Origin of the sequence: Methylomonas sp. DH-1, assembly GCF_046097555.1 — a bacterium.
GTDB classification, from domain to species: domain Bacteria; phylum Pseudomonadota; class Gammaproteobacteria; order Methylococcales; family Methylomonadaceae; genus Methylomonas; species Methylomonas koyamae.
Genome location: NZ_CP143089.1, coordinates 4,391,318 through 4,409,958 on the forward strand (window position 1 = coordinate 4,391,318; position 18,641 = coordinate 4,409,958).

Consider the following 18,641-nt stretch of genomic DNA (forward strand, 5'->3'; position numbering starts at 1 on the left):
TTAAATTAAGGATCGGGGACTGGCTTGTTCAAATCCCGTAGGAGGACGCCATGCCTGCGACCGAAGGCGATTGGTCGCGGGCATGGCCCGCTCCTACCATCATTAACTTAACGACATTGCTTTATGCCCTCCGGGTGCGACGGAGAAGGTTTTTCAGCGATTGATGGCTGTCCGATTACCACGGCTAGCGCCAAACGCCTCAAAGCCTATCCAAATCCGCCAAAACCGCTTCGGCTCGGCGAACGATAGCATCGCGTTCGGCGGGCGCAAATCGGTCCAAATTGCGGTAAACCAGGCTCACGCGCGGATTGCGCTGTAACTTGTCGCGATGGCGGCTGAAGAAATGCCAGTACAGCGCATTGAACGGACAGGCCCGGTCGCCGCTACGGGCTTTTTTATCGTAGCGGCAGCCTTTGCAGTAGTCGCTCATTCGGTCGATGTAGGCCGCGCTGGACACGTAAGGCTTGGTAGCCAGCAAACCGCCGTCGGCGAATTGGCTCATGCCCAACGTGTTAGGCAATTCCACCCATTCGAAAGCGTCGATATACACGCCCAAATACCAGCGATGGACGGCTTCGGGCGCCAGGCCGGCCAACAACGCGAAATTGCCGATTACCATCAAGCGCTGGATATGGTGAGCGTAAGCGTATTGCAGCGATTGGCCGATGCTGACGGCCAGGCAGTTCATTTGGGTTTCGCCGGTCCAGAACCAGGACGGCAGCGGCCGGTCGTGGCCGAAATGGTTTTGCGACACATACGCCGGCATTTTTGCCCAGTACACGCCGCGCACATATTCGCGCCAGTCAATAATTTGCCGGACAAAACCCTCGACGGCCGCCAGAGGCGCCTGGCCATCGCGATAAGCAGCTTCAGCACGTTCGACCACTTCGCGCGGATTGAGCATTTTGCTGTTCAAGGCAAACGACAGCAGCGAATGAAACAGCCGCCAACTGCGCCGGCTCATAGCATCTTGAAACGCGCCGAAATGCGGCAGGCCGTCGGCGATGAACGCTTCCAGTTGCTGCAAGGCTTGTTGGCGATTCAATGGCCAGCGAAAATCGTCGGCGTCGGCCGCGCCGAAACTGTTCACTCCCGCCGCGACAATGTCTTGCCACAGCTCGGCATGGTCATTGCGCGGTCGATTGTCGTATGGCGTAGCCGGCAAGCCCGGCCAGGTCTTGCGGTTGTCGTGGTCGAAATTCCATTGCCCACCCTGTGGGCGTTGGTTGGCATCCAACAACACGCCGTGTTTGACCCGCATCCTTCGGTAGAATTTTTCCATCAGCCAATGCGGCTGGCTGCCGAATAATTCCCGGCGTCCTCGCGTTGGGTGTAGAAATGTTCGCTGTCGTAGGCTTGGTTGGAAATAGGCAAGTTACGGCAATAGTCTTGTAACTGTTGGTCCAACCGCCATTCGTCGGGCAATTGGTACTCGAAACGCTGAATCTGATATTGGGCGATCAAGGCATCCAGATTGGCGGGCAGCGATTGCCGATTGTCGGCTGCGTCGATTTTTAAATAGTGCACCCGATGGCCTTGAGCGACCAAAAGCCGGGCAAAGTCGCGCATCGCCGCGAAGATGCCGATGATTTTTTGGGCATGGTGCAGCACGTAATCGGTTTCCTGGCGGATTTCCATCAGCACGTAGACCACCTGGCCGTCGTTTTGGCTAAACCAGCTATGTAACGGATTGAGCTGGTCGCCTAGAATCAGGCGCAACGTGGTCATGTTTCCGTTACCGATGCGCGTTGGTGGCGGCAGCGTGCCGAGCAATATTTCACCGCATCCCAGTCCTTGGCCCATTTCTTCCGCCAGGCAAACGGCCGGCTGCACACCGGGCAGATTTTCGACGGCAACGACAGCTTGCGGTGCATCAGCATTCCAGCTCGGTTTGTACCCAAGCGCCGGCGATGGGTTTGGCCGGCCGGCGCGGCATGGGCCGCTTGCGCGAGCCGTGTTTCTCGACACTCGCCGCCTTGGCGGCTTTGACTTCGGGCTGGCTGCGGATTGCATAGAGCCGAGCCTTGGCTTGGCGGGTGGCGGTTTCCAGATCGACCGGCGGCTCGGGGATATCGACGCCGACTTTAACTCCGCATTGCTGCTGCAATTTTGTCGGCATCCGCCAGGGTTCGAACAGCCATTCCTGCGGCACTCGGCTTAAAGCCGGCAGCCAATGCCTGACAAAATGGCCGCGCGGATCGTGGTCGCGGGCCTGCTTGATCGGGTTATAGACGCGGGTGGCGTTGATGCCGGTGGTACCGGCCTGCATCTGCATCTGGCTCCAATGAATGCCGGGTTCGTAATCCAGAAACTGCCGGGCCAACCAAGTCCCGACCGGCTGCCAATGCAGCCACAACGGATAAGCGGCCACCGACACCAGCATCGCTCGCATCCGGAAATTTAACCAGCCGGTGCGGTTCAGCATGGCCACGCAGGCATCGACCAGCGACCAGCCGCTGCGGCCTTCGCTTAGCGCCTGAAAATGCGCCGGATTCCAATCCGCTTCGCGCAAGCCGTCGTAGCCGCGATGCATGTTACGAAATTCCAGTTCCGGTTCGCTTTCCAGTTTTTGGATGAAATGGCAATGCCAATACAAGCGGCTGACGAAAGCGGTCAGGCCGGCGCGGCGGGCATCGCAGGTTGGCAGAGCATCGATCTGGCGGCGGCTGGCTTGCACCACTTCACGCAGACTCAAACAACCGAAGGCCAGATACGCCGACAAACGCGAGCAAGCGCTCGGCGCCGACAGCGGCGAGGATATGCCGCCCCGGTAACGGCCGCTGCGCTCGAACAAGAAATCGCGCAAGGTTGCTATGGCTGGCCGGCGGCCGCCGCGCTGGCGTTGCGGCGGATCGGCTTGTTTCAGGCTGAAGCTTTGCGGTTCGGGCAACATCAAGGGTGAAGGCGCGCTGATCCAGCGGCAGCCGGGCACCTCAAGACACGGGGCTGCCATCAGTGCTTCCCAATGGGCTTGCCAATGGTTCCTACTTGGCAGGCGCCGCACCACGCCGAACTGGGCAAACTCGTGCCACGGCAAACCGCGTTTCCGGCACCAACGCTGTACCGCCAGATCACGTTGAAAGCTCAGCCAGTTGCCGGTTTCCTGATGCGAATACAGCGCCGCAAACGGGGCTTCGTGCCAGATCCGGTCCAGAACATCGACCACTTCGCCGACTTCGATGCGCAAACCGCCGCCGCGCTTGCGCAACGCACGATCAAGATCGAGCAGGCTTTCCCGCAGAAATTGGTAATGTTGGGTCGAGGCATCGGCCGCCTGCCACAGGCTGGGCTCGATTATGTACAGACACAACACCGGCGCTTGCCGGCTGGCGTGCCACAAGGCAGCATGGTCATGCACCCGCAGATCGCGCTTGAACCAGACCAGGTGGTAACTCATCGCTTAATGCCAGCCCTGGCGCCAGACTTGAACGTCCAGCAAATCCCGCCACGGCAGCACTTGCAGGCGTTTGCTGTACACCGCCTCCAGTTCGATCCATTCCAGCGGCGCGGCCGGATCGTCGGGCCACAGCACCTTGCTGACGATGAAATGCTTTTCTTTACGCTGCGGCGCCACGGCGGTCCATTTGCTGAGCAGCAGTTTGCGCGGATTGAGCTTGGGCGGTTTGGCGGTAATCATGGTGGGCTGGGCGCAGAGTGTTTTTCTGCGAGCTTACCAGTCGATTGGGAAATGGCGAGTGTAATGCCGTGTGGCAAAACCGGCCGGCAACTCAGTTCGGTTAAGCGGTTCGATTTTCACTCCCCTCTTTAAAAAAAGAGGGGACGGGGGAGATTTTTCAAATCCCCCTCGATACCCCTTTTCCAAAGGGGGAGGCTGGCTTAACTTAACGGCATTGGTTTGCAATCAGGCTCGCTCGCGCGCGCCTGGCTCATCAAGAGGACATCAATTCCCCGGCTGCAAGGTCACTTCAACTTCGCGTGCCTGACCGTTATTGACTACCTGGACTTTGACGACGTCGCCGACTTTTTGGTCGTCCAGGCGGGCGAATAATTTCGACAGCGTATCCACTTCCTTACCGTTAATGGCGACGATGATGTCGCCCGGCCTGATGCCGTTTGGCGAGACTTCCACGCCGCGCAAGCCGGCTTTATCGGCCGCCGAACCCGGTTGTACCCGCAATACCGCAACGCCGGCCGTGCCGGTCAATTCGGCCAGACGCTCGTTCATTTGCTGGTCGATTTCAATACCCAGCGCCGGGCGAATGTATTTGCCCTGTTTGATCAATTCCGGCACTACCCGCATCACGGTATCGACCGGCACTGCAAAGCCGATGCCCGCCGAGGCGCCGCTCGGGCTGTAAATCGCGGTGTTGATGCCGATCAATCGGCCGGCGGAATCCAGCAGCGGTCCGCCGGAGTTGCCGGGGTTGATCGCCGCGTCGGTCTGGATCAAATGCTCGACCGCCGGACCGTCCTGGCCGCCCAGCGAGCGGTCCAGCGCCGAGACGATGCCGCTGGTCAAGGTCCAGTCCAAACCGAACGGATTGCCGATGGCAAACACCTTTTGCCCGACCTTGAGGTCGTTGCTGGTGCCGACCGGCACCGGCGGCGGCCGTTTGAAGCCGACGCCGATTTTCAATACCGCGATGTCGTGCACCTGGCTGGCGCCGACCAGCGCCGCTTTATAATCGCGGCCGTCGGCCAGCTTGACGGTGGCTTCGTTGGCGCCGGCGATGACGTGGAAATTAGTGACCACGTGGCCGGCCTCGTCCCAGATAAACCCAGAGCCGGAGCCCTTGGGCACCGAGAATACGTTGCGGGTCCAGGCGTCGCGCACCAGCGAGGCGGTGGTGATGTAAACCACCGAGTCGCGGGATTTTTCGAACAGCTCGATGGTGCTTTTCTCGTCGGCCGCCAAATCGCCGCGCGCGGCTACGGTTCTAGGCGTTGCCGGCTGGTTGGTGGTCGGCGCCGGCAGCCAGTGCCACAGCAGCATCAAGGCCGCCGCCACCGCGCCGAGCGCGAACACCCGTTTGACGAACAAATCGGGAGAATGGGGTTGATTGGGGTAGCGCATAGAGGCCTCCGGCTGCTTGGTTCTGATGCCGGCAACATGGTAGCGCGTTTAGCGGTTTTCAAGCGCGGCTTGTGCGAACCAGCCGCCCTATTCGCGGTAGCTTACGGTTCTCACTGCAATTTGCAACACGCCGAGTCTTCATCGTATTGCCGAAAACCTCGCTTCGCACACATCTACAATCCCGCCCAGCGGAAATTGCCGGCCATAAAGCCTATTTGCAAAGCGGCCACCATTTTTCGGGCCGGCAAAAGCCGACGGCCCGGTCCCAGTGTTTGCCGAACAGCGGCTTGAACCCAAGCCCGCCCAGCATAAAGCAGGCAGTTCCGGCGCTCAAAAAAGCAGGGATTGTCATCGCGTGTCTTCTGAACGGTTGGCCGGCAGCGTTCCGTCGCCGCCGCAATGGCGCCTCGGCCGATTGACTAATAATAGACCAGCGAAGCGGTGCAGTTCAGGTCCACATATCTCGACGTATTGACCACGCCTTTGGCCGGTTCGCCGCTAAACGGCGTGGCAACCCGAGTCAGAACCAATTGGCTGGAGAAGGCTTGCGGGGCGTCGCCCAGGGCGATTTGCGGGATCACCAGCGTTGCGTGGTCGATACGCAAATCCGGGATATGTTCCAAAGTGACTTCCCACAACTCGCCGATCAAGGTTGATTCCCGCGTAATATCGGCTTCCTTGAACGAGTATTTTTTCCGGCCCAGTTCCAGGTTCAGCACGGTCGCAGCCGGCAGGATGCCGACTTCCGCTTTGCTGCCGATGCTCAGCGTCAGGTCGGCGCCACGGCCGGAACATTGGTAAAAGTTAGGTTGTTGTATCGCATTTGCGGTACCGGCTAATGCCGCCGATAACAAAACACCGGCTATCATCGTTGCGTGTTTCGATTTCATGGCCTACTCCAAAATTTCAAGCGTTAAAAATCCGGATGCCGTTACGGCGCTGCGCCGTTAGCGAGCGGAAGTCGCCGGCGTCTAGCGAACCTTCTCGGTGGAACCACAATAACGCCAAACCCTATCCGGCAACATCCTCCGCAAGTAGGGTAAATTACAACGAGCTGGTTTGGGAGTGACTGCGGCCATTCGAGAGTGTACCGGTGCAGGCCGCAACAAGGTCCGCAGCCGCTAGCGACGCGTCTTCGACCGCAGCGCGCAACACAGGCGGCAAGCGCCGATTGCCGGGAACTAAATCCCTAGCACCGCAGTCGGCCATTGCGCCCGATACCGCTGCACACAAACAGAGGTAACTACGATGAAAACCAATAACAACACACTGAAAATCATGGGCTTGGCTGTCTTGTTCGGACTCTGGCTGACGCCGGTCCGGGCCGAGCACGGCGAACATGCGGCGGCAAAAACGCCGCCCCCGCCCGAAGAAGAAGTCGAATACGAGTTCTACGATTACCATGCCGGCATCACCTACACCGGCACCTTACAGAATTATTTATTCCGCCATTCGGAAAAAACCCAGCATCCGCAGGAGCAGGCCTATCCGGAGCTGGAATACCATGACCGGTAACGGGCAACTGCAGCCGCGCTGCGGCATGAGGGAGGCTGATGCTATCTTGGGTTAACCTTTCCCGCGGCGGTTTCGGGTCCCGATCGTGCAAGGCTTAGCCGGATTTTTTAGCGCGTTCGCGGCGAGCCTTGAAGAAATCGCCGAGCAAGGCGGCGCAATCGGCTTGCAGTACGCCGCCGGTCCATTCCACTTTATGGTTTAAAAAGGCGGCATCGCTCAGTTGCAGCGCATGGCAGACCGCGCCGCGCTTGGGATCGTAGGCACCGAACACCAAGCGTTTGATGCGAGCGTGGGCAATCGCGCCCATGCACATCACGCAGGGCTCCAAGGTCACATAGAGCGTGGTATCGATCAGCCGATAGTTGTGCAAGACTTGGCCGGCCTTGCGCAACGCGACGATTTCGGCGTGGGCGCTGGGGTCGTGGGTTTGAATCGGCTGGTTCCAACCTTCGGCGATACAGCGGCCTTCGAGTACCAGCAATGCCCCGACCGGCACTTCCCCCTGATCCTCTGCGCGCTGGGCCAAACGGATGGCGTGGCGCATCCATTCCGCGTCGGTCATCTCAAACCGTGGCTTTGTTCAAGCGGTCGTTGACCGCGGCCCAGGCTTCGGTCTCGGGCGGCTGTTCGATCAGAATGGTGTCCAGTTCCAGATTGTCCAACGCCCGCAGCGAGCTATACAGAGCCGGTTCGTAAAGCTCGGCATCGGCCGGCAGCCTGAGAATATGCAGGCAAGGAATTTCGGCAATCTCGGCGCTGAATGCCAATATGCCGATATGTTGGCCTTTGGCGCAGAGGTCGTCGGCCATCGCAATCAAGGTGTCGGCCGGACAGAGAAAGGCTATCGTGTTCGGCGCGTAGTGCACCGCCATCATGCCCGGCGCGCGTATCTTGGTTTGCGGCGACAGCCGAATATCGGCATGCAACACCGCCTTGAGCTGGCTGCGGGTGATGCGGCCGGGCCGAAGAATGGTCGGCACGTCGTCGCTAAGATCGATGATGGTCGATTCGACTCCCACCGCACAGGGACCGCCGTCCAGAATGCAGGCCACGCTGTCGTCCAGTTCTTCGGCGACGTGCAGGGCTTCGGTAGGGCTAATGCGGCCGAACCGGTTGGCGGACGGCGCAGCAACGCCGCCGCCGAACGCCTGCAGCAACCGTAACGCCACCGGGTTGGCCGGCACCCGCAAACCGACCGTGTCCTGGCCGCCGGTGACCGTCAGCGTTACCGAGTCGCGTTTTTTCAAAATCATCGTCAGCGGGCCGGGCCAAAACTTTTCCGCCAAGCGCCAAGCAGCCTCGGGCACCTGATCGGCCCAATCAGCAATTTGCCCGGCGCCGGCAATATGTACAATCAACGGGTGGTCGGCCGGCCGGCCCTTGGCCGCGAAAATTTTCGCCACCGCTTCCGGATTGGACGCATCCGCGCCCAGGCCGTAAACGGTTTCAGTCGGAAAGGCGACGAGCTGACCGCCGCGCAGTAAGTCGGCGGCGTGCTGGATGGATGCTTCGGTGACGGGGGTTGGTTTCACGGATAGAGCCGGACGAAAGGTCGAATTCAAAAAAGAGGGCTGACCAATCGCTTACCTTGGCCGACGCGCTGCACACCTCGCCGATAAAGTTTATCGGCGATTCGGCAAAGCGCGTTATTTTACCTTTCGTCTTGCCGCTTTTCTCTCAATTTATTTCCACCAACACCTCGTTGGGGTTAACCGCATCGCCTTTGGCGACGTAAATGGCTTTAACCACGCCGGCAATCGGTGCCGTGATTTCGGTCTCCATTTTCATCGCTTCGGTGACCAGCAAGGCCTGGCCGGCGTTGACTTTCTGTCCCTCCTTGACCAGCACGTCGATGATGTTGCACGGCATGCTGGTCACCACATCGCCCGGCTCGCTGGGCCGGCGGCGCTTGCTGGCGATTGCGCTTTGCACCGCGCCATGGGCGCCGCCGTCCAGTACGATTTCGTCCAAGGTCTCGATGACGATTTCTTCCGGCATGCCGTCCACGGTGAAGTAAAAATGCCGCAGGCTTTGGTTTTTCGGGCCGGCGCCGGTAACTTTGACGTGGTATTGCTCGCCGTGCAACGCCACGTTGAATTCGGTCGGGGCTTTTTTGACCTCGCCCGGTTTAGGCGCAGCCTCCAATTCCAACGGCTCCGGCACTAGGTTGTCGTTCGAACGCAATTCCAGGAATTGTTTGCCGATTTCCGGAAACATCGCGTAACTCAGTACGTCCTCGTCGTTCAACGCCAGATGGGCGATTTCGCCACGAAGATGCTCGAACTCGGGCTTGAGCAAATCGGCCGGCCGGCATTCGATGATTTCCTCTTTACCGACCGCCTTGGCCAGCAATTGCGGATTGACCGGCGCCGGCGCCTTGCCGTAGCCGCCGTGCAGGTAGCGTTTAACCTCGTTGCTGATGGTCTCGTAACGCTTGCCGATCAGCACGTTCAACACCGCCTGGGTGCCGACGATTTGCGAGGTTGGTGTCACCAATGGCGGATAGCCCAGGTCTTTGCGGACTTCCGGGATTTCTTTATACACCTCGTCGATCCGGTCCAGTGCGTTGCGTTCTTTCAATTGGTTGGCCAGGTTGGAGATCATGCCGCCCGGGACTTGGAAGATGTGGACGCGGGTGTCGATGCCGGTAAATTCGCTTTCGAAGCGGCGGTATTTTTTGCGGACTTCGGCGAAATAGTCGTTCACCGCTTGCAGTTTATCCAAATCCAGCCCCGTGTCGTAATCGGTGCCGCGCAACGCGGTGACCAGGCTTTCGGTCGGTGGATGGCTGGTGCCGCCGGCCCAGGACGACAGCGCGGTATCGACGTGCTCGCAGCCGGCTTCGATGGCCTTGATCTGGCACATTTCCGCTAAGCCGGCCGTAGCATGGCAGTGCAAATGCAACGGCAAATCGACGGCGTCTTTCAGAGCTTTGACCATTTCGCCGGCGATGTATGGCGTCAACAAGCCGGCCATGTCCTTGATCGCAATCGAGTTACAGCCCAGGTTGGCCAAACCTTTACCCAGTTTGATGAAACTGGCGATATCGTGTACCGGACTGGTGGTGTAGCAAATCGTGCCCTGGGCATGTTTGCCGGCCTCGCGGGTGGCTTCGATGGCGGTTTCCAAGTTACGAATATCGTTCAGCGCGTCGAAGATGCGGAATACGTCCATGCCGTTGCGGGCGGCGGTCTCGACGAACTTACGCACCACGTCGTCGGAATAGTGACGATAACCGAGCAGATTTTGGCCACGCAGCAGCATCTGCAATTTGGTATTTGGCAGGGCTGCTTTCAGTTTGCTCAAGCGCTCCCAAGGGTCTTCTTTCAAGAAGCGCAAGCAGGCATCAAAGGTGGCGCCGCCCCAGCATTCCAACGACCAATAGCCGATGTCGTCCAACATCGTGCAAGCCGGCAACATGTCTTCGGTGCGCATCCGGGTGGCGATCAGCGACTGGTGGGCGTCGCGCAGAATAACGTCGGTTACATACACTTTGCTCATGAGAGTTTCCTTGGCTTAGAGGCCGGTATGGGAAGCGACAACGGCCGCCAGCACGCTGGCCAGAATTTCCGGGCGCGGTTTGTTGGAATAATTGATTAAATCGGGATTGGCTTCGACGAAACCGGTGTTGAAGCGGCCGCGGCGAAAATCGGGGTGGGCCAGTATCCGCAGGTAATAGGGAATCGTGGTTTTGATGCCGAACAAACCCATGTCCTTCAAGGCCCGCTCGCCGCGATTGATGGCATCTTCCCAGGTCATCGCGCTGACGATGACTTTGGCCAGCATCGAATCGTAAAACGGCGGCACTTCGTAGCCGGTATAAATCGCGGTGTCGGTGCGCACGCCGGGGCCGCCGGGCGCGTAGTAACGGGAAATGTGGCCGAAGCTGGGCAGGAAATTGTTTTTCGGGTCCTCGGCGTTGACCCGAAACTGGATTGCATAACCGCGTCTGACGATTTCTTCCTGCTTGAAACGTAGCGGCAGACCGGCGGCGACCCGAATCTGTTCCTCGACGATGTCGACACCGGTAATAGTTTCGGTGATCGTGTGTTCGACCTGCACGCGGGTATTCATTTCCATGAAATAGAAACGGCCATTGCTGTCCAATAAAAACTCGACAGTACCGGCGTTGGTGTAGCCGACGGCTTTAGCCGCCATCACCGCCAAACCGCCCAAGTATTGGCGTTGGGCCTCGTCGAGTTGCGGCGACGGCGCGATTTCGATCAGTTTTTGGTTGCGGCGCTGTACCGAGCAATCGCGTTCGTACAAATGGATAGTGTTGCCGAATTGGTCGGCCAACACTTGCACCTCAATATGAATCGGATTGACGACGCATTTTTCCAGAAACACGTCGGCACTGCCGAAGGCCTTGGTCGCTTCGGAAATGACGCGTTGATAATTTTGCCGCAACTCGTCGGGGTTATCGCAACGGCGGATGCCACGGCCGCCGCCGCCGGAGGTGGCTTTCAACATGATCGGGTAGCCGATCTGCTCGGCCACCTGCAAGGCCTGCTCGACATTTTCGAGGTTGCCGTCGGAACCGGGCGTCACCGGCAGGCCGGCAGCTTTCATCGCCGCCCGCGCTTCAGTCTTGTCGCCCATGCGCTGGATGACTTCCGCCGACGGCCCGATAAAGACTAATCCGCGCTCCTGACAGGCTTTGGCAAATTGGGCGTTTTCCGACAGGAAGCCGTAGCCCGGATGAATCGCATCGCAACCGGTGCGCAGAGCCAAGTCGACCAAGCCGTAGATATTCAGGTAACCCGCCAACGGCTCGCTGCCGATGTAATAAGACTCGTCGGCCTTTTTGACGTGCAGGGCAAAGCGGTCGGCTTCGGAATAGATCGCTGCGGAACGGATGCCCATTTCGGCGCAGGCGCGAATGATGCGGACGGCAATCTCGCCGCGATTGGCGATCAGGATTTTGCGTAACATGATTTTTCCAATGCGGCTCCGGGACGGGTTACTACTCTAACAACTTATCGATATCTTTCAACCTTAAAACCGCCGGGCGGCCCGACTTGACTGCGCTCCGCCGATCCGGCGGAACTCGGCGGGAAATGCCCCGGCATTTCGCCGAAAACAGGCATAGCCGAGCAGGTAACTTGCTGCGTTAGCGACAATTTGTCAGCAGTGCGTGTCGATATCCGGACAGTAACGCCGGACAGGCTTGGAAAATCGATCCGAATCAAACTATTGCAATTGGCATATATAATGCTATCCTGATATTGCACAGGATGCCTGAGCCTAGCGCTCAGGGTTGTCACCTCTAAATTAATCACCGATTTTCGAGGTTTTATTATGGAAAAACACAAAGCGCTATTTCTCGTTTTGCTATCGCTCTGCCTGTCCGGATTTGCGGTTTTATCGCCGCAAGCTGTCGCAGCAACCGCCGAACACCGATCCGATCCGGCCGCTAATCCCGCACTGCAATTACCGGCAGCTTTCTCTTGGCGCGAGACCGTACTGAGCCTTGCCGAGCACGCCGAACGCGGCGCCAGTGCCGCAGTCCGCGAAACCTTGACCAGCCTACAACACTGGCTGGATTTCGGCATGCAGGCCGGATTTTTCGGCTGGATCGGCGCACCTTCGTTGCTCGAAGCGTTGCCGCTGCAAAATCCGGAAACCGCGTTGCCCGGTGCGGCGTGGCTGCTACTGGGCGGCCTGTTAGGCGTTTTAAGCCGAAAAAAACGCCGCTTGGTTGCTTAAACTCCTGCCCTTCTCCCGTTACCGGCCGGATAACTTCCGCCGGTAACGAATCTTTTCGCTGGGTTCCGCCCCAACCCGGATCAGACAAGACCACCACCGGCGCCACACCGCCCAACGCGCATTAGCCGACCTCAAAATTAATCGCCATCGCCAATTTGGCAGGCGTCGCATTTTGGCTAATAATTGCCGGAAGCTATTGCAGCCGGTTTGCGTTTAGAACGGCTTGTTTGCCATAAACATCAGGAATCGCCCATGCCAGAGACCGTAACCGATACGGCAGACCCATTTCAATTTCGCACCCTGCAACCGGAGGACATCGGCGAATGCATTCGGATCGCGATCGCGAATTTCGACGAATTTCGCGACCACCCGCAATACATAAGCCAATGGTTCGAGCGGCGCATCGTGCATAACCCCTGGCAAAGCTCGCTGCCCGGCCCGGGCGTCGGCGTCTGGCACGGTTCGCGCCTAATAGGTTTTAGAGCCATGTTTGCTCAGCCTTGGTGGTTGAACGGAAAATCCACGACTCTTGCCTTCGGCGCCAACACCTGTATCGACTCGGCATATAGGGGTAAAGGACTGGCGACTGCGCTGATTAAATTCAGCTGTGGACTGTCCGCCATAAACGGAAGCGTTACTGCCGGGGTCATCACGCAGAAATCGTTCGGGGCGTGCGGTTTCGTCAAAATCGGCGGCGAGAGCAACGACTTCTTTCGCCTGCGCATCGGTTATCGCGGCTCCTGGGAAAAACGGGTCGGCAAAACGATGGGCCGCATTCTGGGCGGCGCCTTCGATCTCGGTTTAAGCTGGCGCGACCGGAAATTGTTCCGCCGCGAATTCGTTTTGGAAGAGACAGGCCATTGCGGAGCCGAGTTCGATTCGCTTTGGGAGCGGGCAAAAACTGAGTACCCGTCGTGCCTGGAGCGAAGCAGTCGCTACCTGAACTGGCGCCTGTTCGAATTCCCAACCTGCCCGTTACAATTACTGGCGCTACGCGACAGTAACGGAGAGTTGCGCGCTTATGCCATCTGGCACCGGCAAAGCTTTGCCGACTCGGTCAGCATGGCAGTGCTGCGCGACGTATTTTATCTGCCGCAAGACGAGCTGGCCATCCGCGGCTTGCTGTACCATGTCTTCGCTTACTGGCGAAAAAACGGCATCAGTTGGGGAAACTTGGAAGTGGCTACACCGCGTTTAACCGCGTTGTTCAAAGAATTAGGCTACGAAGCGCTGGGCTCGCACGGCAACCGCTACCAAATATACAGCAACCCGCCGTTGCCCGACGCGGTGTTATCCGAGTGGTACCGGAGCGGCATCGACGGCGATTATTTCGACCATCCGTTATAGCCCGTTGCGACTTCCGCCTAACCTCCTGGAAATATATGTTGAACGCTTCAGTCATTATCAGTACCCGCAACCGGGCGCACATCCTGCCGCGCTTATTCGATGCGCTTGCCGACATGCGTTTAGCTGCGAATACAAGCTGGGAGTTGCTGCTGATCGACAATGGCAGCACCGACAACACTGCGCAAGTGGTCGCAGACGAAGCGGCGGCCGGCCGTTTGCCGCTGTTGATGCTGTCGGAACCCATTCCCGGTAAATCCAGAGCGTTAAACCGGGCCATGCGCGCTGCCCGCGGCGAGCTGCTGGTGTTTACCGACGACGATGTCGAACCTAGCCCTGCCTGGCTGCAGGCCTATATCGATGCAGCAGCACAGCATCCCGAATTTGACGGTTTTGCCGGCAAAGTTTTACCGAAATGGTTGGGACAGATTCCGGATTGGCTGCATACCGAAGGGCCTTTTGCGCTACCGCGCGGCATCACCAACACGCGGGATTTTGGCGACGCTCAAGGCGTGTTGGCTATTGACGTGATTCCGGGCGGCGTCAACACGGCCCTCCGGTCCGGCGCGGCCGCCAGAAACGGTTGGTTTCGAGAAGACCTGGGGCCCGGTACAACGATTCCGTTTACCGAAGATACCGACTACATGCGCCGTTACCGCGCAGGCGGCGGCACTTTTTGGTATGTGCCGGACGCTTTATTATTCCATTGCAACATCCCTGAGCGGATGACCAAAGACTATGTCCGACACTGGATGCACGAGGTCGCCCGCTGTCAGATTCTCGCCTTCGGCAAGAAACCGGCCGGCAAATGCTTGGCCGGAGTACCGCTGTATTTGTGGCGGCAGTGGATCGCTCGCGGCCTGTGCAGTTGCCTGGAACCTAGACCGGACCAAAGACTGCAATTGCAAATGAAATGGCGCTTTACGGCCGGAGAGATTCGCGGATACCGGGAGTTACAGGCTATCGGCAACAAATAAACTGCCGCCCGGACGCACTCACTTCAACTGAAACTGCAAGTGCTTCCACATCTTGTCGGCGAGAATCGGCTGCGCCAGCGCATTGGGGTGTATGCCGTCCTGTTGCATCAACTCAGGCCGTAACACGATGTCTTCCAGCAGAAAGGGGACGTAGGATATCTTGAACTCTTGCGCCAGTTCCGGGTAAATGTCGTAAAACATCTCCACGTAGCGTTTGCCGTAGTTGGGCGGAATTTTCATCGCCAGCAGAATCACTTTGGCTCCGGCTTGCAGCGACTTTCCTATGATAGCCGCCAAATTGGCCTCCATTTCCTCCGGCGACAACCCGCGCAGGCCGTCGTTCGCGCCCAACTCCAACAGCAAAATGTCGGGCTTGTGGTTGACCAATATCGGCGGCAAACGGGCTAAACCGCCGGCGGTGGTATCGCCGCTGATACTTTCGTTGTAGATCGTATAGTCGAAGCCGCGCGCGGCGATTTTTTTTTGCAACAAGGCCACCCAACCTTGCTGAACTTCGATACCGTAGCCGGCACTAATACTGTCTCCAAGCACGACGATCGATTTGGCCGACGCGCAAATGGGCAAAACACTCAATACTAAGGCAAGGACTACGCTATACATGATAAACACTCATTCCAATCAACCCGCTTCCGCCATTATCAGCGCCCGTAAATTAGGCAAAGCGGTTCCAACATCCGAAGGCACCCTGCATATCTTGGCATCGGTCGATCTAATCATCAAGCGCGGCGAGAGCGTCGCCATCGTCGGCGAATCCGGCTCGGGCAAATCCACCTTGCTCAGCCTACTGGCCGGCCTGGACACTCCGAGCACCGGCTCGGTCGAAATCGACGGCCGCGACTTGAACCGTCTCAACGAAGACGGCCGGGCATTGCTTCGCAACGAACTGGTTGGCTTCGTATTCCAGTCGTTTCAATTACTACCCGGTTTAACCGCACTGGAGAACGTGATGCTGCCGCTGGAACTGAGCGGCGTGGCCGACGCCGAGCAAGCGGCGCGGGCACTGTTGCAACGCGTCGGCCTGGCTCAACGCCTGCAACACACGCCACGGCAACTTTCCGGCGGCGAACAACAGCGCGTGGCCTTGGCTCGCGCCTTCGTCAGCCGGCCGGCAATTTTGTTCGCCGACGAACCCACCGGCAATCTGGACCGAAAAACCGGCGCTAACGTCGTCGACCTGTTATTCGAACTGAACCAGGAACAAGCTACCACGCTGATTCTGGTCACTCACGACATGTCTTTGGCCGCCCGTTGCCAACGCACCATCCGCCTGGAAGCCGGGAGCATCGTATGACCCGCTTCCGCCTCTCGCTGAAATTGTTGTGGCGCGACGCCCGCTCCGGCGAACTAACCTTACTGGCCCTGGCGCTACTGATTGCCGTGGGCGGCACAACTTCGATCTCGTTATTCGCCGACCGGCTGCAGCGCACGATGAATTTGCAGGCTGCGGAATTCCTGGCCGGCGATTTAGTTTTGGCCGGACCGGCACCGGCCAATCCGCAATGGTTGGCCAAAGCGAACGAATATGCCCTGAGCGGCTCGCAAACCTTAGAGTTCCCGAGCATGTTGCTGGAGAACGGCGAAATGTTACTGGCCTCGGTCAAGGCCGTCAGCGACAGCTATCCGTTGCGCGGCAAGCTCAAGACTCGCGACGCCGACCTGCAGGACGAAGCCATTGTCAACCATGGCCCAACTGCCGGCGAAGCCTGGGTCGACAAGCGCCTGTTACCGGCTCTGAAATTGAAACTGAACGACACGCTGACCGTCGGCGAAAAAGCGCTGAAAGTGACCCGACTAATCAGTTACGAACCGGACAAACGCGGCGATTTTTACAGCTTCTCGCCGCGCGTCATGATGCATCTGGACGATTTGGCCGCCGCCGGCGTGGTCCAACCCGGTAGCCGGGTGCATTACGCTTACCAGTTCCGCGGCGGCGAAAACGCGTTGGCTGAATTCAAAGCCTGGTTGCAACCGAATTTGAATCCTTCCCAAAAAATTCTGGACATCCAACGCGACCGGCCCGAGCTGGGTTCGGCATTGCAGCGGGCGGAGCGCTATCTGGGCTTGGCCAGCGTCGTCGTCACGCTGATTGCCGGCGTCGCAATCGCAATGGCCACTCGCCGTTACAGCGAGCGCCATTTCAACGCCACCGCCTTATTGCGCTGTCTGGGCTGCACCCAAACGGAAATCGTTCGGCTCTACGCCGTCCAATTTCTGGTGCTGGGCCTGGTAGTCAGCGCGGCAGGCTGCGCTTTGGGCTGGCTGGCGCAATACGGCTTGTTTCAACTATTGAAAAACCTGTTGCCGGAAACATTGGCCAATCCCGGCGGCCTGGCAGTCGTCTACGGCCTTGCCACCGGATTGGCCATCTTATGGGGTTTTGCCCTGCCGCCATTGTTGCGCTTGCAAGGCGTGCCGCCGCTACGCGTGTTGCGCCGCGAACTGGAACCCTTGCCCAGCAGCGGCTGGCTGGTCTACGGCTTGGCGGCAACCGTAGTCGCCGGATTGATCTGGCGTTATACCGACGATCCGAAGCTGACTGGCGCAATCATCGGCACCGGATTGGTCGTGTTGCTGACATTGGGGCTGGCGATTCACACTGTTTTGCAGTTATCGCGCCGGCTGTTGCCCCGCCTCGGCCTACACTGGCGTTTCGGCTTGCGCGGCTTGTTGCGCGACAGCCGCACCGGTGTCGGCCAGATTTTGGCATTCGGTATCACGCTGACCGCAATGGCTTTAAGTTTCAGCGTGCGCGGCCACTTATTGGACGATTGGCGCCGGCAATTGCCCGAGCATGCGCCCAACCATTTTGCGATTAACATCCTGCCGTCGTCGTTGGCGGATTTTCAAAGCGGTCTAAATCGGGAGCAAATTCCGGACAGCCGGTTTTATCCGGTGGTCCGCGGCCGTTTAGTGGCAATCAACGGCGAAGCCGTACAAGGCCGAGTCAGTAAAGACAGCCAAGGCGAAGCCGCCACGCAGCGGGAACTGAGCCTGACCTGGTCAGACCGGTTTCCGGAGGACAACCAGATTATCGACGGCAGAGCCTGGCAGGCGGATAGTCCCGGCCAGGTATCGGTGGAAAAAAAGTTGGCCGACAATTTGGGCATTCGTCCCGGCGACCAACTGGCATTTACTGTCGGAGACGCCCAACTCACGGCCACCGTGACTAATCTGCGCAGCGTGCAATGGGATACGATGCGCCCCAACTTTTACATGATTTTTTCGCCGGGGACGTTGGCCGGCTTTCCGACCACCTACATGACCAGTTTTTATCTGGCGGAAGCGCAAAAAAATCTTTTGCCACCGCTGTTAAAAAAATATCCGGCGGTAACGGTGCTTGAAGTCGACCAGATTCTGCAACAATTCCGCACCATATTGGCCCAATTGACCGCGGCGATTAACCTGATCTTGTATTTCGCGCTGGCGGCCGGCTTCAGCGTTTTGTTCGCCGCCGTTTATTCGACCTTGGACCAGCGGATTTACGAAGGCGCATTGTTGCGCACCCTGGGCGCGCGCCGCCGATTTTTAAGAATGGCGCATTTAATCGAATTCGGCGTACTGGGTCTGGCGGCAGGGTTGTTGGCAACGGTAGCGGCCGAATCGATCTTATATATGTTGTATACCCGTGTGATGCAAATCGACTATCAACCGCATGTTTATCTGTGGCTGGCCTTACCGGCCGCCGGCGTTGCCGGCGTAACGCTGGCCGGCTACTGGGGAGTGCGCCACGTGGTCAGGCAGGCGCCGTTACGCGTATTGCGCCGCTGACCGGCGTATTGCGGCCGTATTGGTCGGACAGATCAAATCGGCCGCAGCCCACACCGGGCCGGCGTTCCGAAGCCAAGGCTGGCCGCCGGCCGTATATTCCGACCTCAACCCACCATCCATTCCAATCAAAACCGCCACTGGTTCCTAAGCAAACCGAGCCACAGGTTCGGATATGCTTACGCTAGTGTTGAATGAGAGTTTTTGGAAGGAATGAAATGGCGGTATCGACCCGTTTCGGTCACTCAAATTGTAAGTGCGCAAGAATTATAAAG

General features: G+C 58.4%; 16 protein-coding genes and 1 pseudogene. 6 read left to right on the forward strand and 11 right to left on the reverse strand.

The annotated features are described in order from the left end of the window. Nucleotides 1-199 precede the first annotated feature (199 nt). From VXJ35_RS20095 to VXJ35_RS20120, 6 genes and pseudogenes are all read right to left on the reverse strand, one after another. A pseudogene (locus VXJ35_RS20095) lies at nucleotides 200-1,728 on the reverse strand (cryptochrome/photolyase family protein). After that, the gene (locus VXJ35_RS20100) at nucleotides 1,725-1,880 is read right to left on the reverse strand and encodes a DUF2256 domain-containing protein (protein ID WP_408953918.1); all 156 of its coding nucleotides are present in this window, start codon (nucleotides 1,878-1,880) and stop codon (nucleotides 1,725-1,727) included. The pseudogene VXJ35_RS20095 and the gene VXJ35_RS20100 overlap by 4 nt, the downstream one beginning before the upstream one ends. Then, nucleotides 1,874-3,397 carry an FAD-binding domain-containing protein gene (locus tag VXJ35_RS20105; protein ID WP_064022925.1) on the reverse strand — a complete coding sequence of 508 codons (1,524 nt, stop codon included), beginning with the start codon at nucleotides 3,395-3,397 and terminating at the stop codon, nucleotides 1,874-1,876. The genes VXJ35_RS20100 and VXJ35_RS20105 overlap by 7 nt, the downstream gene beginning before the upstream one ends. Nucleotides 3,398-3,400: 3 nt before the next feature. Beyond that, nucleotides 3,401-3,637, reverse strand: coding sequence for a TIGR02450 family Trp-rich protein (locus VXJ35_RS20110; RefSeq protein ID WP_064022926.1), 237 nt, complete (start codon nucleotides 3,635-3,637; stop codon nucleotides 3,401-3,403). Nucleotides 3,638-3,901: 264 nt separating this feature from the next. Beyond that, entirely contained in the window at nucleotides 3,902-5,035 is a 1,134-nt protein-coding gene (locus VXJ35_RS20115) for a S1C family serine protease (RefSeq protein WP_064022927.1), read from the reverse strand. A gap of 419 nt (nucleotides 5,036-5,454) precedes the next feature. Continuing rightward, entirely contained in the window at nucleotides 5,455-5,925 is a 471-nt protein-coding gene (locus tag VXJ35_RS20120) for a hypothetical protein (protein ID WP_064022929.1), read from the reverse strand. Nucleotides 5,926-6,283: 358 nt separating this feature from the next. Here VXJ35_RS20120 and VXJ35_RS20125 point away from each other — a divergent pair, with 358 nt between their 5' ends. Next, entirely contained in the window at nucleotides 6,284-6,550 is a 267-nt protein-coding gene (locus VXJ35_RS20125; protein WP_064022930.1) for a hypothetical protein, read from the forward strand. A 94-nt stretch (nucleotides 6,551-6,644) separates the two neighbouring features. Here VXJ35_RS20125 and tadA read toward each other — a convergent pair whose 3' ends face one another. From tadA to VXJ35_RS20145, 4 genes are all read right to left on the reverse strand, one after another. Beyond that, entirely contained in the window at nucleotides 6,645-7,112 is a 468-nt protein-coding gene (tadA, locus tag VXJ35_RS20130) for a tRNA adenosine(34) deaminase TadA (RefSeq protein WP_064022931.1), read from the reverse strand. Between the two features lies 1 nt (nucleotide 7,113). Continuing rightward, nucleotides 7,114-8,082 (reverse strand): L-threonylcarbamoyladenylate synthase, encoded by a 969-nt coding sequence (locus VXJ35_RS20135; RefSeq protein ID WP_064022932.1) that lies wholly within the window; start codon nucleotides 8,080-8,082, stop codon nucleotides 7,114-7,116. 145 nt (nucleotides 8,083-8,227) lie between these two features. Then, a complete protein-coding gene (oadA, locus tag VXJ35_RS20140; protein ID WP_064022933.1) occupies nucleotides 8,228-10,051 on the reverse strand; it encodes a sodium-extruding oxaloacetate decarboxylase subunit alpha in 1,824 nt (607 codons plus the stop codon). Nucleotides 10,052-10,066: 15 nt separating this feature from the next. Continuing rightward, complete coding sequence (locus VXJ35_RS20145) at nucleotides 10,067-11,485, reverse strand: acetyl-CoA carboxylase biotin carboxylase subunit (RefSeq protein WP_064022934.1); 1,419 nt, start codon at nucleotides 11,483-11,485, stop codon at nucleotides 10,067-10,069. A 366-nt stretch (nucleotides 11,486-11,851) separates the two neighbouring features. On the opposite strand from VXJ35_RS20145, the gene VXJ35_RS20150 reads away from it, so the two are divergent. From VXJ35_RS20150 to VXJ35_RS20160, 3 genes are all read left to right on the forward strand, one after another. Beyond that, a complete protein-coding gene (locus VXJ35_RS20150; protein ID WP_064022935.1) occupies nucleotides 11,852-12,259 on the forward strand; it encodes a hypothetical protein in 408 nt (135 codons plus the stop codon). A gap of 252 nt (nucleotides 12,260-12,511) precedes the next feature. Further along, entirely contained in the window at nucleotides 12,512-13,606 is a 1,095-nt protein-coding gene (locus VXJ35_RS20155) for a GNAT family N-acetyltransferase (protein WP_064022936.1), read from the forward strand. Between the two features lie 35 nt (nucleotides 13,607-13,641). Continuing rightward, entirely contained in the window at nucleotides 13,642-14,580 is a 939-nt protein-coding gene (locus tag VXJ35_RS20160; protein WP_064022937.1) for a glycosyltransferase family A protein, read from the forward strand. Between the two features lie 18 nt (nucleotides 14,581-14,598). Here the strand turns inward: VXJ35_RS20160 and VXJ35_RS20165 are convergent, their stop codons facing one another. Beyond that, the gene (locus VXJ35_RS20165) at nucleotides 14,599-15,201 is read right to left on the reverse strand and encodes an arylesterase (RefSeq protein ID WP_054763434.1); all 603 of its coding nucleotides are present in this window, start codon (nucleotides 15,199-15,201) and stop codon (nucleotides 14,599-14,601) included. Here VXJ35_RS20165 and VXJ35_RS20170 point away from each other — a divergent pair. After that, nucleotides 15,200-15,892, forward strand: a complete 693-nt coding sequence (locus VXJ35_RS20170; RefSeq protein ID WP_064022938.1) for an ABC transporter ATP-binding protein — start codon at nucleotides 15,200-15,202, stop codon at nucleotides 15,890-15,892. The two genes, VXJ35_RS20165 and VXJ35_RS20170, sit on opposite strands and share 2 nt — an antisense overlap. Then, the gene (locus VXJ35_RS20175) at nucleotides 15,889-18,369 is read left to right on the forward strand and encodes an ABC transporter permease (RefSeq protein WP_064022939.1); all 2,481 of its coding nucleotides are present in this window, start codon (nucleotides 15,889-15,891) and stop codon (nucleotides 18,367-18,369) included. The genes VXJ35_RS20170 and VXJ35_RS20175 overlap by 4 nt, the downstream gene beginning before the upstream one ends. Nucleotides 18,370-18,641 lie beyond the last annotated feature (272 nt).

What these genes read in the sequence shown, in the direction of transcription:
- VXJ35_RS20100 (WP_408953918.1), bottom strand. Translation starts at nt 1,880, where the DNA reads ATGCTGATGCACCGCAAGCTGTCGTTGCCGTCGAAAATCTGCCCGGTG.
- VXJ35_RS20105 (WP_064022925.1), bottom strand. Translation starts at nt 3,397, where the DNA reads ATGAGTTACCACCTGGTCTGGTTCAAGCGCGATCTGCGGGTGCATGAC.
- VXJ35_RS20110 (WP_064022926.1), bottom strand. Translation starts at nt 3,637, where the DNA reads ATGATTACCGCCAAACCGCCCAAGCTCAATCCGCGCAAACTGCTGCTC.
- VXJ35_RS20115 (WP_064022927.1), bottom strand. Translation starts at nt 5,035, where the DNA reads ATGCGCTACCCCAATCAACCCCATTCTCCCGATTTGTTCGTCAAACGG.
- VXJ35_RS20120 (WP_064022929.1), bottom strand. Translation starts at nt 5,925, where the DNA reads ATGAAATCGAAACACGCAACGATGATAGCCGGTGTTTTGTTATCGGCG.
- VXJ35_RS20125 (WP_064022930.1), top strand. Translation starts at nt 6,284, where the DNA reads ATGAAAACCAATAACAACACACTGAAAATCATGGGCTTGGCTGTCTTG.
- tadA (WP_064022931.1), bottom strand. Translation starts at nt 7,112, where the DNA reads ATGACCGACGCGGAATGGATGCGCCACGCCATCCGTTTGGCCCAGCGC.
- oadA (WP_064022933.1), bottom strand. Translation starts at nt 10,051, where the DNA reads ATGAGCAAAGTGTATGTAACCGACGTTATTCTGCGCGACGCCCACCAG.
- VXJ35_RS20145 (WP_064022934.1), bottom strand. Translation starts at nt 11,485, where the DNA reads ATGTTACGCAAAATCCTGATCGCCAATCGCGGCGAGATTGCCGTCCGC.
- VXJ35_RS20150 (WP_064022935.1), top strand. Translation starts at nt 11,852, where the DNA reads ATGGAAAAACACAAAGCGCTATTTCTCGTTTTGCTATCGCTCTGCCTG.
- VXJ35_RS20155 (WP_064022936.1), top strand. Translation starts at nt 12,512, where the DNA reads ATGCCAGAGACCGTAACCGATACGGCAGACCCATTTCAATTTCGCACC.
- VXJ35_RS20160 (WP_064022937.1), top strand. Translation starts at nt 13,642, where the DNA reads ATGTTGAACGCTTCAGTCATTATCAGTACCCGCAACCGGGCGCACATC.
- VXJ35_RS20170 (WP_064022938.1), top strand. Translation starts at nt 15,200, where the DNA reads ATGATAAACACTCATTCCAATCAACCCGCTTCCGCCATTATCAGCGCC.
- VXJ35_RS20165 (WP_054763434.1), bottom strand. Translation starts at nt 15,201, where the DNA reads ATGTATAGCGTAGTCCTTGCCTTAGTATTGAGTGTTTTGCCCATTTGC.
- VXJ35_RS20175 (WP_064022939.1), top strand. Translation starts at nt 15,889, where the DNA reads ATGACCCGCTTCCGCCTCTCGCTGAAATTGTTGTGGCGCGACGCCCGC.